This is a genomic window from Aequoribacter sp. (genome assembly GCF_965659035.1).
GTDB lineage: Bacteria > Pseudomonadota > Gammaproteobacteria > Pseudomonadales > Halieaceae > Aequoribacter.
The window spans coordinates 1-13,598 of sequence record NZ_CBFHWH010000054.1; the positions used below are offsets into that span (position 1 = coordinate 1).

Consider the following 13,598-nt stretch of genomic DNA (forward strand, 5'->3'; position numbering starts at 1 on the left):
AGGGCAACGCTCAGGCTTACTCATGGTGATGGAGTATCCTTTACCGACTTCTATTGGGATATCGCACTCTAACTCAGCCGATAGCTTTGGCGACCAAGCGCCTGTCGCAAAAACGTATTGATCGCTGGTCAGCTTTCCTTGCGAGGTGAGTAGGCCCGAAATAGATGCCCCGCGTTTTTCAATGTTATCTACGCGGCATGCTTCTTTGAATACAACACCTTTTTCCGCCAGCTGCTGAGCCCAGCTTTTGACCAAACGATCTGGGCGAACCCGGCCTTCTTCTTCAAAGTAAAGCGCACCTGAAAGGTCGCTTCTGATTGCTGAGTCGAATTGTGAGAGTTCGTTACCCGGTATAGGGCGAGACTTTAGCCCGAACTCATTTGCCATCATTTGCGCTGTAGCAGCGTATTTTGACAAGACCTTTTCTGATTTAAAGAGGTAGAGAAGGCCCGTTTCGCGCCACTCTGCATCTAAGATCGGATTTCCCGAAAATAAATTCCGGTATTCCTGTAATGACGAATCGAGTATCGGTTTTAGTTGTTTTCCGCCATTGATCATATGCTGCTTAGAGCACAAGCCGGTAAATCGCCAGAGCCAGCGATACAGTTCCCATCGCCATTGAAACTTTAGTCGGAAAGCGGCATTGGGATTAAAAAAAGATTTGGCCCCGTCTATGATGGCAGAGGGTTGAGCCAGCGGCAGTATGTGGCTGGGGGTAATAAGGCCACAGTTGCCACCAGAGCTGCCACTACCGATGCGCCCCTGGTCAACAACAGTCACGTTGTGACCTGCTAGAGACAAATAGTGAGCGCAAGCAATCCCAATAATGCCAGAACCTACCACCAGTACGTTATGACTCATACGATCAACATACCCAATGCAAAAAGTGAACCGAGATTACGAACTCGAGGACATAAAACGACGATAAATGGATGCCGCCGAGAACAAGTCCTGAGCCGTCATGCCGACGGATTTGTACAGCGTGATTTGTTCATTGTTCAAGCGGCCCGCGAGATCGCCCGAAGCGACCAAACCGATCTCCCCAATAATATGCGTCATATCGATGGCGCCTTCCTGCACTGGAATCATTACGTCGCCTGCTTCTGCGACAGTAGACGCCAGCGAATCGACATAGAGTCTAGAATCAACAATCAAGGCCGTATCGGCTTCTCTAGCCGATAAACTGTGCGAGCCAACAAGGTTGATGTGCGCTCCGGGCTTTACCCACTCACGTTTGAGTATCGGCTCGGCGGCCGCAGTGACTGTGCAGACAATATCGCATTCAGCAGCTTTAGCCGGGTCGGCAACCGCTCGAATGGACAAGCCGGTCCGTTCCGATTGTTTATCGGCGAAGGCCACTGCGGCATCGTAGTTGCGCGCCCATACTAGGATGCTCTGGATCGGGCGCACAGCAGTGATAGCATCAATGTGGGTTTCGGCCTGCAAGCCCGCCCCGAAGATCCCTAGGGTCTTTGCTTCGGCCCTTGCCAGCAGGTCAGTCGCGAGCCCGGAAGCAGCTGCGGTGCGAAGGCCGGTGACTGAAGAACCTTCGATTAGGGCTTTAGGCTCGCCACTATCATAGTCAAATAAAGTAATAACGCCCTGAATGGTCGGGAGTCCTTGCTGGGCATTATCAGAATGTAAACTGATCAGTTTAACACCATAAAAGCCAAGTTCTTTGCAAGCGCCGGGCATGTAGAGTAGCGTCTTGCCTTGCTCAACCGGGAGAGAACCACGCAGTGGAACCTGCACACCATTTCGAGAGAAGGCAACCATCGCGTCTCGAACGGCTTGGATGCAGTCTTTCATGGGCAGCAAGTCTTGCACTTGTGTCGCATTTATTTGTATTACGGACATTGTTTCGCCTTTTCGTTGGTGAATCTCAAGTGGGGAAGGAAGAGAGCAATATAACTTAGCTGTTTAAGACCACACTTCTTGATAAACGCGCAGGAGATTCAACCCAAGAATTTTCTGGATATCGCCCTCAGCATAGCCTCGACTAAGTAAAGCCTCGGTCATTCGGGGCATCGTTTTTGGCGTTTCAATGCCTGCTGGATAAATATGCGGTGGCTTCGGATAATCAGGTCCCGACCAAGCGCCAGCGGCTACGTATGACTCAAAAAGCTTAATGGCCTCTTCATCGTTGGCGACAGGCTGTTGACCCGGGTAGTAATCAATCCCCAATGAGACATGATCGATACCGCCTACGTTAACAATGTGGTCGACGTGCTCAAGGAATTGGGCCATGGAAGGGGTGCTAGACGAAGAAATAAAGCCGGGAAAACCGACCACTCCTACGACACCGCCTGATTTGGCAATGGCTCTGATTTGATCGTCATTGATATTCCGATCGCTCTGGGTTTTGAAGACTTGCTTGGCATTAGAGTGCGAGCAAATAACCGGTCGCTTTGAGATTTCAATAGCCTCTAAAGTTGTTCGCACCCCAGTGTGCGAGCAATCGACAATAACACCAACCTCGTTGCAGCGCTCCACAAACTGTCTTCCGAAGTCGGTCAGTCCCTTGTCTTTAACCTGCGCGCCCGATCCAATGAGATTATCAACGTTATAAGTTAGCTGCATAATGCGCACACCTAACTTGTGGAATAAATTGACATTATTGAGATTATCTTTAATCGCGTCTGTGCCCTGGAAGTGGAATACGAATCCAGTTTTACCCTGTGCCTTGGCGTTATAAACGTCTTGTGCCGTTTCAATCAACATGAGGTCATCCCGCGATCGGATGAACTCTAGCAAATACCCGATGAAGTTGAGCGAGACCTCTACTGGGACGGGGCCTCCTACGGTGGGTGTCACGATAGTAACGCCACCCTCGATGTACCAATCAATGTACTCTGGCGCTTCCAATAGAGGGCACGTTCCATCTATAACAATGGCATTGTCGTGCAGTTGCTTTGCGTTGGGGTCATACATAAGGACTCTCTTTTTTTTGACTCTCCTCGATTATAAGGCGAGGTCTAGAGAATTCTTATCGATGCTTTAATGATTCTTGTGCATTTTTATCGTCCCATCTATAAAAATGAGATCTACCGCCGAGCAAGAAGGGTACTTTATTGCAGAGCCCAAGATGCTTCATGTCGTGGCGTGGCATTTGACGACGGGTGATGGCCCCGGTGGCGGGGCCGCCATCTTAATAAGCCGCTGCGTGGCAGAGCGCCATCTTTTTGAGCTGAGTTTAACTAACGACGGTAAGTTTTTGTTTCTCGACGAGCTCTAGATCGATTTCGTACCCGAGCCCTGGCTTCGTTGGTGCATGAGCGAAGCCTTCTGAGTCAATTTGAATTTCTTCAACTAGACCATGCCACCAAGTTTCATGTGGTAGCAACACTTCCATAAAAGTCGTGTTGGGAATCGCCATTTGAATATGCAAGTTGGCTACATCGTTCACTGAGTTGCCACCGTGATGAATTTCGAGATTCATCGCAAACGCCTCGGCTAGATGGGCAATTTTTAACATGGAGGTAAGGCCACCCTTGATCAAGACATCGCCCCGCAAAATGTCAGTGGCTTTATTCATGATCCAGGGCGCATAATCGTCCAACCAGCCGCAGGGGAACTCAGTCGCCATAACTGGTATATCCATTTTCTCGGTCAGTTTTGTGTAGTTATAAATATCGGTTATGGGCAAGGGATCTTCGTACCACATGAAGCCCATCTCGTGAATCGCACGCCCAACTTTCACCGCTTCTCCAAGGTCATACGCTGAACGCGAATCCAGCATCAAGGTAAAATCATCGCCCACCGCTTTGCGAACAGCTTCACACGCCGCGATATCGTCGCGCCAGTTTTGCGGTGGATGCAGCTTGTAGCCATGCAGGCCACGCTCTTTGACCGCAAGCGCTTGCTCTACGTAACCATCGATAGAATCGTGTTGTTCTGAGCTCGCGTAAACAGGAATTTTTTGTCGATAGGTCCCCATCATGGCGTGGATAGGGAGCCCGCTGACTTTTCCAGCGAGATCCCATAGCGCGACATCAATTGCGCAGACCGCAAAAGTGCTAACTTGGGCTCTCATGATCGACATGCGTTCGAATAGTCGGGCACGATCTAAGGGGTTTTCGCCCATGAGGATTGGCTTCAAGAATCGTGTAATGAAGGGCGCTTCAAGACTCGCTGGGTGAACGCATAAACCCAGCAAGGAATGACCCTCAATGCCCTCATCTGTCTCTATTTTTACAAGACCCAGGTCGCTTGTCGTCGAGACAGCGTTAACCGCATGATCATAGCTTTTAAGGGGGATATCTTCCCACTTAAACAAGGTTACGGTGACATTTGTAATCTTCATTATGATTGCTCGTTTCTCGTGTTTGGTTAGGTGTCTAGCCCGTGGCGAGCACAATCTCGGCTTTGTGCTCGCCTAATACAGGCATGTGAGTGTTCTCGCTTAATAACCGCTTGGAATACTCGTCCGCTTAGCCCTTTTGCGCCTTATTCAATTGATCAGCAACAATCTGCCGCATTACCTGATTACTGCCGTCATAGATTTGGGTTAATTTGGCATCGCGGAACATTCGTTCGACCGGGTATTCTTTTAGATAACCATAGCCACCGTGCACTTGAACGGCATCTGTGGCGACTGCCATCGCAGCATCGCAGCAAGCGATTTTCGCCATAGAACTAAACATATCCACCCGCGGGTCGTCGTTCATTAGCAGCTGAACACCCTTATAGAGAAGGGCGCGGCTGGCCTCTACTTTTACAGCCATATCCGCGATCATACCTTTTATCATCTGGAATTCCGCGATCGGTTTGCCCATTTGTACTCGCTCGTTGGTGTAACGCACTGCTTCTTCGAGTGCACCCTGGGCGATACCTAATGCCAGAGCGGAAATGGTTAAACGTGATGTCTTGAGGTAATTTTTAAAGTAGCTGAGGCCTTTTTGTGGGTCGCCAACACATCGGGAATCCGGGACGAAACAGTCATCAAAAATAACGTCGCTAGTTGGACTGCCGCGCTGTCCCATCTTGTCTTCTTTGGCACCAAACGATACGCCTTTGTCATCTTTATGAACGACAAAAACGCCGAAAGAGCGGTCATCACTCTTGCCTGTTCGTACCATGACCAGATACCAATCAGCCCACCCGCCATTTGTGATGAAGCGTTTGTTACCATTGATAACCCAGCCACCATCGACTTTTTTGGCATGCGCTTTAATAGCCATTAAGTCAGATCCAGCTTGGGGCTCAGTCATTGCCCACCCCGCTTTTTTCTCACCACTAGCCACGCCCCGCACAAGCTCTTTCAGCTCATCGCTGCCGTTTTCAATGATGATGCTAAATAGCCAGCTGCTTGAAATCGTTAGGGAGGACGATGCGCAGACGCGAGCAAGCTCCTCTGTAGCGATAACCTGTAGCATTAAATCGCCGTCGGCGCCGCCATATTCTTGAGGGAAGGGGATACCTTGTAAACCCAATTCTCTTGCAGCTTCAAAGGCTTCTTCCGGCGCGCGATTTTCCTGATCAATAATGGCCGCGAAGGGCTTGACCTTTTCCTCAGAGAAACGCCGTACTACTTGGCGAAATTCTTCGTAAAGATCACTCATTTCGTTGTTGCTCATACTCTACCCACCTCTTTAGATATAAGGAGATTAAATTAAACCATCGACATTGAGATTATCGGATCATATCTCAATCTATTTGGACTACTCTTCTATGTAAGGCTGTAAGGCCTTCGCGGCCAGCAAAAAGAACCCTTGGCCAAACATTGCCCAATCGAACGTTACATTCGGGCCGCCGGGTGGCACAGAGACACCAGGAATCTTGCCTGAAGTTTCAACGGAGCCCGCGACCACGTTAAAAGCTCTTAAAGCATCTGCGATTAAAGCGTTGTCAATCAACCCGAGTTCAACGGCGCGGGGAATGGCATAAGCAAACATCAATGTGCCCGATGCTTCGAGTTTAGCCGTAGGGTCATCGAGGGTATTGCGGAAATAACCGCTGGCATCTTGATACTGGCTCATGGCGGTGATTGTGCGCACAGCAATATCCCTAAAGAACGGTGCTTTTGGATGTGTTGGTAGTAACTCCAAGAGTTCGATGGCTGCCAAGAACAACCAGCCACATCCGCGAGCCCAGAAGGTAGATTGTGGAAAGGTATTTGGCACTTCGCACCACATGTGACGTGCGAGATTAGCCTTTTCATCGAGTAGGTGGGCAACATGCACCTCGAGTTGATTGACGCCTTCTTGAATGTACTTTTCCTGGTTGGTTATTTGTCCAAATTTCACCAGGAATGGACACGTCAGATACGTAGAGTCAATCCAAAGCTCAAGTGCTTCGTAGCGGGGCGCTATTCCACCGTCACTGGTACGTGGAGAGTTGACCAAGGCCTCAATCTGACGCTCTGCGGCGGCGAGATACTCTGCCCTTTTAGTCCGCTCGTAAAGCGCCAGCAGCGGCATGCCCAGTGACGAAGATAAGGACCCTGTCGGGGTATAATCGATTCCCACTTCAGCGGCTTTGAAGGCGTTGGCATAAGAGAGGTTGCCGGCTGATGTTTGCGTCGCAACCGCACGATCTAACCAGGTTTGCACTGCGGCTAGGGCATCACTGTCGCCCCAAGCCTGCAATCCTGTCATCGCGATCGCCTTCTCCCAGGAATCCCGTTCAAAGTTATAGCCATATCGTGGTGCGTTATGATTCACAGTAAATTCTGTGACCCGTCCTACTAGCGTCTTCAGTTCCTGAGCTTTCATTATTGTCCTCTGAACATTGTGGATACTATCCAGATGGTATGTGACTCTAAATTTAGTGTCAACACAGTCTTTCCCAGAAAACCTGAGGGGGAGGGTGTGATGTTAATTTGCTTACTATTGAGCCCGAATGCAAGGCGGAGGAGCGCAGAGCTGCGCGTCTCAGATTGGGCGAGTAGGTACCGTAGAGCGATAAGATTGCGACCCGCGAGTCAGCGAAGTAATGAGATCGGCTTGGTTTTATTCTGGGCTCACCAGGACGTATGTGCTATTCGAAAAGGATTCAAGACTGGGTCATCGGTTCAGATCGGCTATCATGCCCCAAAAGTTTGACGCGGATGATGTGTTGTATGAGCTTCGGCCCCAGGCTAAGCCAGTGGGGCTCGCGGCTCTGAACTCAGTTTTGTCGCCCTAAAAACGAGGCTCAGACGTCATTCAGTAATATACATATTCATCCATTCAGCGATCAGCGCGGGTGTGTCTTCACCCTCGATCTCAACGGTAACACTAATTTTAAAAATGAAGCGTTTCTCGTCTTTGCGTTCGACATCTATTACCTCGCTGTGGAGACGAACCCGTTTGCCTGAGCGCACGGGTGCCAGAAAGCGGACTTTGTCGAACCCGTAGTTCAGTCCATGTACCATATTTTCAGGCACCACGAAATTTTCCATTAAGTAGGGCAGTAGCGAGAGCGTCAATAAACCGTGTGCAATGGTCCCACCCAACGGTGTCTGTTTGGCTTTTTCCTCATCGACATGGATGAAATATTTATCTCCTGAGCACTCGGCAAACATGTTGATGCGGTCCTGAGTCAGTTCAATCCATGGGGTCGACGGAAGCTGGGTTCCTACCGCATGAATTAGCTCATCTTTGGCGACGATCTGCACGGGCATAGTGATATCCTCTTTGGTCACAATGTGGCTAAATTTGAACCGCTTTTTCAGCGGGGCGATTTGGCTGTCGCACGGGATAGTAGGTGACAGCTAAGGTCTTTTGGTCAGCTTTACGTGAGTCGGACGAGCCAAATACTATCTGGATAGTATCACCCTTGTTCGGCAATTAAAAAGAAGTTCCTGACCCTTTCATGGTCGGATCAGGGTCGGATGCTAGCCTTAAGCGCCGCGAAATCCTGACGGTGAAGCCTGATGAACGTTTTCGATAACGTTTTCCGCTGCGGCGTTATCTGGGATGAATCGCTTCTAACGTAGAGTCGATAGATCAGCGGAAAATGACGGGATGAAGTAGCGCATCTCTGATCGACTTTATGAGTTGGGGGCCCACCTCCTGGCTCAGCCCCGACCGATACCACAGCAGCATATTACCGTCGCGAATCGCGATAAGTGAAGTGACCGTATTCTCGACATTGGTACCTGATGACAGCTCTCCGTTTGCTACGCCCTCAGAGATAATCTCAGTCAGCATGCGGGTCAATTTGCCGTAACTGGTCTCAATTTTCTGGTGAACATCTGGGTCTAGATGGGCACAACTTATCGACATCATGATGAGTACCCCGATATCGTCGGGGTGCTTCGCCGCCCACTTGGCTTGAAAACTAACAAAACGGAAAAACTTGTCTTTCGCTGATTCGTGGGTCAAGGCCAATTCTTGCAGGAGTAACTCTACCGACCGGAATTCGATGTCGTGCAAAATTTCGAGGATCAGCCGTTTTTTACTTTTAAAATGGTAGTAAACCGCGCCTTTCGTGAATCCAGCCGTATTCGCAATCTCTTCAAGGCTCGCATTCGCATACCCTTTCGTCGCGATCAATTTTAAGGCGGCTGCTTTGATCTTAGCGGTACTTTGCTCGCGGTTATTTGTTGGCTTCATAGAATCTTGGTGCTCTTAAGGACCCGACATTGTCGCAAATGCCCAGTGATAAATGCAAACATCGCTCTCCTGGTCATGATACTACACGTTGCCAGTCGTTTTCACCGAGGTGAGGTACGGCAAAACGGGGATGTTTGTAGCGCTAGCCTCGTGGGTCGACATCCAGTATTCGCTGCGTTGACTCCATAATACAAATAAAATACTATCCGGATAGTATAAAAATCAAGGCGTCAACTATGGTTGTGCCTAAATCACGTTAGTTAACAGTTTGGTGAGCGAGAAAAAAGTGATGGAAAAAGACTCTACTAAAACGGGGCCCCTTGCGGGAATCAAGGTGCTGGATTTAACGGGCAACGCTCCTGGGCCCTATTGCACAATGTTGCTAGCCGATATGGGTGCAGACGTCATTGTTGTTGGTGGAGGTCGGGCAGGCGGGCCAGTCAGTACGTTTTCACCTGGAAAACGCTATGTAAGCCTAAACCTGAAATCACCTGCGGGTACTAGGGCGCTCAAAAGGTTGGTAGAAGACACCGATATCTTGGTTGAAGGCTATCGGCCTGGTGTTATGAAGCGCCTGGGCCTCGATTACGACGTTTTACAGCAAGTAAATGAGAGGCTAATTTACTGCTCTTTGACGGGTTATGGGCAAACGGGGCCAATGTCCAATGATGCAGGCCACGATATCAATTATATCGCACTGAGTGGTGTATTGGGCTCTATGGGGCCGACAGACCAGCCGCCGCTGCCGCCGCTTAACTTGGTTGCTGATTTTGCAGGCGGGAGCCTATTTGCACTGAACGGCATATTGGCTGCACTCTATGAACGCGAGCGGTCTGGACTGGGGCAATATATCGACGTGGCGATGATCGATGGATGTCTGTCGATGATGGCGATGCATTTCCCGATTTGGGAAACCACCTACATGCCCGGGCGCGGCAAGAATTTTACGGGTGGACATTTTCCTTTTTATCGCTGCTATGAGTGCAGTGACGGAAAATACATGTCGGTTGGCGCGATTGAGCCGCACTTTTACGTGTCTTTATGTACAAAGCTTGGGCTTGAGGATGTGCCTGAACAGATGGATACAAATTTGTGGGATGCCACAGCAGCGCGCTTTGAGGCTGCGTTTAAAACAAAAACGCGCAGCGAATGGGAAGACATTTTCGACGGCTCTGATGCTTGCGTCGCACCCGTCTTGACACCTGACGAAGTTTGGGCTCATCCACAAGTGCAGGCGCGTTGCCCGTCTGCACAGCACCGATCCGTGCCGCCCGCGCCACTCTTAAGTCGCTCCCCTTTGCATCGGGGCGAGCTGGATGAGAGCAATCAGACTCAAGCCGTATTGCGGGAATTGGGTTTTACGGATGACGATATCCTGGCTGCCATGCCTGACAACCTAGCTCAAGTGGAGCTGGTCCAAGCGTGGCCCCAAGATGTTTAGTATGCCCGCCTGTGCCTAGATTGCGTCACAAAATTTAACGACATAAGCGGGCCTCAGATTAGCCTGACAAGCCTAGAGCGGTTTGTCGGGCTATTTAAAGCGCACGTGGATGTCGCCCAGGCCATGGTCGAAGCGTGCGAGGACCGTATCGCCGGCTTCAATGGGTTGTGCGGCGATCATGGCACCCGATAGTATGATGTCGCCAGGTTCTAATGTGCGGCCAAGCTCGTGTAGCTTATTTGCGAGCCACGCTACTGCGGAGAGAGGGTTGCCCATAACCTGATCGGAGGCTCCTTTCGCCCGTTCCTCACCGTTTATCACTAGGCTTGTGTTGACCGCACAGATGTCAATGTCACGCAGGAGCACAGGTGTTTGTCCGATGACGACACCGCCAGCTGCACCGATATCCGCGGTGATGTCACGCACATCTATTCCCGCGGTACGAGCGACACGAAAGTCGGCAATTTCTATCGCCGGTACGATAAAATCAGTGGCGTTAACGACATCTTCAGTACGGATGTCTGGCCCCGCGAGTTGGTCTTTTAGCACAAAAGCTAACTCGCATTCTGCGACGGGGGTTAACCAGGTTGATCGATCTAGCTCGCTGTTTTCTTCGGCAAACATGTGGTCTAACAGTCTGCCAAAGTTTGGAGATTTGCTACCTACAAGAGCTTGTATTGCGCCGGATGTGAGGCCTATTTTGTAGCCTCTGACGTGACTTCCCGTCTTCTCAAACATTGTCACGACGCTGCTTTGAATATGATATGAATCTTCTAACTCAATCTCTGGATAAGACTTTGTAAGAAGCGGCAGGGGGGTTGTGTTTTGGATGCCGTGGTAAATTGCCGCTGCGATTGATTCACGGACGTCGTCTGTCAACATGTTCGTTCCTATCCTTGTTGGGTTACTTGTATTATTGCTGTCTTTAGGCTGGCTATTGCCGGGTGGGCAATGGCGTTTTTTAGCGTTACGGTTTGCCAGTTCGCGGGTGTGCCCAGCTCAATGGGTAATTCTACAATGAGCTTGGCGGCTAATTCATTGCTCACGCAGCTAGGTAGGGTGAGTAGCATCAGATCGCTGTGAATCACAGCATCTCGGACAATCGCGATATTGTCGCTTTCAATCGCGAGCTCAATGTCATCCCTGCTACGCAAACCAAACAGGTCAGCAAGATGATCGATCATTATGGTGGGAAAATGCGCCCCAGCAAACCGGTAGGGTAAGAGATCTTGAAAAGAGAGCTTGGGCAAATCTAGCACGGGGTGCCCAGCTCGACAAAACACCCGTCCTTGCTGTGGCGGGATAGAGGCCATTTCGAATTCTGAAGAGCGAGTTGGTAAATCGCGCCCGTCGCCAATAATGAGATCCAGCTTTTCCTTGCGCAGAAGATCCAGTAATACTGAGGTTGAGGCAACTGACACGTCGGCTCTAACTCGCCCGTTTTCTGTTAGCCATTTACCAAGAATAGCGCCCCCTATGCTCGCTGCCGAGTGAGCCGTCATTCCTATTCTCAGTTCACCTGCGAGTCCTTGCACCAAATAGCCTATTTCTTTTTTAAGATTTTTGGCCTCAGCAAGCAGGACATCGACTCGCACCAGCAAGTCTCTGCCTGCCGGAGTGACCCTAATCGGACGTTCGCTACGATCGAAGAGCTGTACTCCGATATGCTCCTCGAGGGTGCGGATCGAGTTGCTCAAAGCAGGTTGTGTTATATGTGCCCTGCGAGCCGCGGACGCGAAATTTCCCGTTTCTGTGACGAGACGAAAGTGGTTCAGCTGATTGAGATTGAACATCAAGTACTCCTGCGCCTGCGTAATTTGGTTTGCACCGAGTTGCTACAGTCCTCTCTGTGAATTATATTCATAAAATGTATGAACATGCAGAATAAATTGAATTGGACTGAATTGTAAGAGTTGTCTAGCTTAAACAATAACTCAGGCTCTGGTCTCTAATAAGGAATAAAACGATGATGAATGAACATGCGCGCCAGCAGCGCCTAGACATGACACTTGACGATCGTCTGCAGCAACAAGAGGGTTGGGTTTACATGACCGGCATGCAGGCGCTGGTCCGTGTCCCGATTCAACAGCGCCTACGCGACGAGGCGGCAGGACTCAATACAGGGGGTTATATCTCGGGATACCGCGGTTCACCGGTCGGTGCTTACGATATGGCCCTGCAGAAATCTGAGAAAGAATTAAAATCGCACAACATCTATTTTCAGCCGGGTTTGAACGAGGACTTGGCGGCCACGGCGACTTGGGGCGCACAGATGGTGGGTTTATTTCCCGGCGCCACAGTGGATGGGGTTTTCTCGATCTGGTACGGCAAAGCGCCCGGGCTGGACCGTTCGATGGATGCTATTCGTCACGCTAATCTAGCAGGCACCAGTGCCAAGGGTGGAACATTGCTCTTAGTCGGTGACGACCACGGGGCCAAGTCATCAACGCTGGCATGCTACTCAGATACCAACTTCGCGGCTCTGGGCTTGCCTTTTCTTGCGCCGGCAAACGTGCAGGATGTTTTCGATTACGGGCTTCATGGCATAGCCATGAGCCGCTATGCCTCCACACTTGTCGGCATGAAATTGGTGACCGATGTGGTCGAGGGTGGTGGTTCCGTCTATGTGTCGCCTGACAGCCCCAACATTGTAACACCAGAGGACTTGGGGCCTGATACGACGATCAAAACATTTACCCCATTTTTGGAGCAAGAGCGTCTGTTATGGGATGTGAAGATAAAGAAAGTTATTAATTATGCACGAGTTAATAGATTAAATTCCATTGAGAGCAGTGCTGGCGCACGCATCGGTATTATGGCTGCGGGCAAGGCTTGGCAGGATATGGCGCAAGCGCTTTCGAGTCTGGGTTATGCGGACGGAAAGTTGGGTGACACGCCCATAAGCCTTTTGAAAATAGGTATGGTTTGGCCGCTTGATGATGAAATAGTGCGTGATTTTTGCCAGGGCCTAGACACGCTATTAATCGTTGAGGAAAAGCGTCCTTTGCTTGAAGATCAGGTGCGCTCTATTCTTTACGGTTCGGACATCCGACCTAATATTATCGGTAAAAATTTCAAAGGTCATGCGGACTCTCTCGCTGGTGCAGATTCTGCGTTTCCTGCTTATGGCGAAATCAACCCAAACCTTGTGGCGCAAGTCCTCGTCCGCGTTTTAGAGGATACCGGGTTAGACTCGGGTATTCAGCTCCCCGAGTGTCTCAAGAGCCAGTCAGTCTTGCCAGGAGGCGTCGAGAGACCACCCTCATTCTGTGCGGGCTGTCCGCATGGTCGATCGACCCAAGTTATTGATGGGAGTCGTGCCTTGGCGGGTATTGGCTGCCATTCACTCTCGATTTTACGTGATGCAACGAAAACAAATTCGATGAGTCACATGGGTGCTGAAGGGGTAATGTGGGCGGGGCAATTCCCGTTCACTACCGAGAAACATGTTTTTGCCAATATGGGAGATGGAACGTATTTCCATTCTGGTCACCTCGCCATCCGAGCTGCAGTGGCCTCAAAGGCGAACATCACTTACAAAATCCTCCATAATGGTTTTGTCTCCATGACAGGTGGACAGCATCACGACGGGGACGTTTCGCCCGAAACGATGGTCAAAC

Annotated in this window: 12 protein-coding genes; 2 read left to right on the forward strand and 10 right to left on the reverse strand. The window is 50.2% G+C overall.

What is annotated here, in order from left to right:
* From ACTF5Z_RS08505 to ACTF5Z_RS08540, 8 genes are all read right to left on the reverse strand, one after another.
* On the reverse strand, positions 1 to 861 hold an 861-nt coding region (locus ACTF5Z_RS08505; RefSeq protein ID WP_438985264.1), incomplete at its 3' end, for an NAD(P)/FAD-dependent oxidoreductase.
* Positions 862 to 897: 36 nt separating this feature from the next.
* Positions 898 to 1,857 carry an ornithine cyclodeaminase family protein gene (locus tag ACTF5Z_RS08510; RefSeq protein ID WP_438985265.1) on the reverse strand — a complete coding sequence of 320 codons (960 nt, stop codon included), beginning with the start codon at positions 1,855 to 1,857 and terminating at the stop codon, positions 898 to 900.
* Between the two features lie 63 nt (positions 1,858 to 1,920).
* Positions 1,921 to 2,931 carry a membrane dipeptidase gene (locus tag ACTF5Z_RS08515; RefSeq protein WP_438985266.1) on the reverse strand — a complete coding sequence of 337 codons (1,011 nt, stop codon included), beginning with the start codon at positions 2,929 to 2,931 and terminating at the stop codon, positions 1,921 to 1,923.
* Positions 2,932 to 3,193: 262 nt separating this feature from the next.
* On the reverse strand, positions 3,194 to 4,303 hold the full coding sequence (locus tag ACTF5Z_RS08520; RefSeq protein WP_438985267.1) for an enolase C-terminal domain-like protein: 1,110 nt from the start codon (positions 4,301 to 4,303) through the stop codon (positions 3,194 to 3,196).
* A 127-nt stretch (positions 4,304 to 4,430) separates the two neighbouring features.
* Positions 4,431 to 5,576 (reverse strand): acyl-CoA dehydrogenase family protein, encoded by a 1,146-nt coding sequence (locus ACTF5Z_RS08525; protein WP_438985268.1) that lies wholly within the window; start codon positions 5,574 to 5,576, stop codon positions 4,431 to 4,433.
* 84 nt (positions 5,577 to 5,660) lie between these two features.
* The gene (locus tag ACTF5Z_RS08530) at positions 5,661 to 6,713 is read right to left on the reverse strand and encodes a glycoside hydrolase family 88 protein (protein ID WP_438985269.1); all 1,053 of its coding nucleotides are present in this window, start codon (positions 6,711 to 6,713) and stop codon (positions 5,661 to 5,663) included.
* Positions 6,714 to 7,141: 428 nt separating this feature from the next.
* Positions 7,142 to 7,603: a MaoC family dehydratase gene (locus ACTF5Z_RS08535; protein WP_438985270.1), complete on the reverse strand. Its 462-nt coding sequence runs from the start codon at positions 7,601 to 7,603 to the stop codon at positions 7,142 to 7,144.
* Between the two features lie 325 nt (positions 7,604 to 7,928).
* Entirely contained in the window at positions 7,929 to 8,537 is a 609-nt protein-coding gene (locus ACTF5Z_RS08540; RefSeq protein ID WP_438985271.1) for a TetR/AcrR family transcriptional regulator, read from the reverse strand.
* Positions 8,538 to 8,826: 289 nt separating this feature from the next.
* On the opposite strand from ACTF5Z_RS08540, the gene ACTF5Z_RS08545 reads away from it, so the two are divergent.
* On the forward strand, positions 8,827 to 9,978 hold the full coding sequence (locus tag ACTF5Z_RS08545) for a CaiB/BaiF CoA transferase family protein (protein ID WP_438985272.1): 1,152 nt from the start codon (positions 8,827 to 8,829) through the stop codon (positions 9,976 to 9,978).
* Positions 9,979 to 10,068: 90 nt separating this feature from the next.
* Here ACTF5Z_RS08545 and ACTF5Z_RS08550 read toward each other — a convergent pair whose 3' ends face one another.
* Both ACTF5Z_RS08550 and ACTF5Z_RS08555 read right to left on the reverse strand, forming a co-directional pair.
* Positions 10,069 to 10,860 (reverse strand): 2-keto-4-pentenoate hydratase, encoded by a 792-nt coding sequence (locus ACTF5Z_RS08550; protein ID WP_438985273.1) that lies wholly within the window; start codon positions 10,858 to 10,860, stop codon positions 10,069 to 10,071.
* Between the two features lie 8 nt (positions 10,861 to 10,868).
* Complete coding sequence (locus tag ACTF5Z_RS08555; RefSeq protein ID WP_438985274.1) at positions 10,869 to 11,771, reverse strand: LysR family transcriptional regulator; 903 nt, start codon at positions 11,769 to 11,771, stop codon at positions 10,869 to 10,871.
* A gap of 173 nt (positions 11,772 to 11,944) precedes the next feature.
* Here ACTF5Z_RS08555 and ACTF5Z_RS08560 point away from each other — a divergent pair.
* Positions 11,945 to 13,598: thiamine pyrophosphate-dependent enzyme (locus ACTF5Z_RS08560; protein ID WP_438985275.1), on the forward strand; the 1,654-nt coding region annotated here is incomplete at its 3' end.

Excerpts from the sequence above, each read along its gene's own strand:
- ACTF5Z_RS08510 (WP_438985265.1), bottom strand. The coding sequence starts at position 1,857 with ATGTCCGTAATACAAATAAATGCGACACAAGTGCAAGACTTGCTGCCC.
- ACTF5Z_RS08515 (WP_438985266.1), bottom strand. The coding sequence starts at position 2,931 with ATGTATGACCCCAACGCAAAGCAACTGCACGACAATGCCATTGTTATA.
- ACTF5Z_RS08520 (WP_438985267.1), bottom strand. The coding sequence starts at position 4,303 with ATGAAGATTACAAATGTCACCGTAACCTTGTTTAAGTGGGAAGATATC.
- ACTF5Z_RS08525 (WP_438985268.1), bottom strand. The coding sequence starts at position 5,576 with ATGAGCAACAACGAAATGAGTGATCTTTACGAAGAATTTCGCCAAGTA.
- ACTF5Z_RS08530 (WP_438985269.1), bottom strand. The coding sequence starts at position 6,713 with ATGAAAGCTCAGGAACTGAAGACGCTAGTAGGACGGGTCACAGAATTT.
- ACTF5Z_RS08535 (WP_438985270.1), bottom strand. The coding sequence starts at position 7,603 with ATGCCCGTGCAGATCGTCGCCAAAGATGAGCTAATTCATGCGGTAGGA.
- ACTF5Z_RS08540 (WP_438985271.1), bottom strand. The coding sequence starts at position 8,537 with ATGAAGCCAACAAATAACCGCGAGCAAAGTACCGCTAAGATCAAAGCA.
- ACTF5Z_RS08545 (WP_438985272.1), top strand. The coding sequence starts at position 8,827 with ATGGAAAAAGACTCTACTAAAACGGGGCCCCTTGCGGGAATCAAGGTG.
- ACTF5Z_RS08550 (WP_438985273.1), bottom strand. The coding sequence starts at position 10,860 with ATGTTGACAGACGACGTCCGTGAATCAATCGCAGCGGCAATTTACCAC.
- ACTF5Z_RS08555 (WP_438985274.1), bottom strand. The coding sequence starts at position 11,771 with ATGTTCAATCTCAATCAGCTGAACCACTTTCGTCTCGTCACAGAAACG.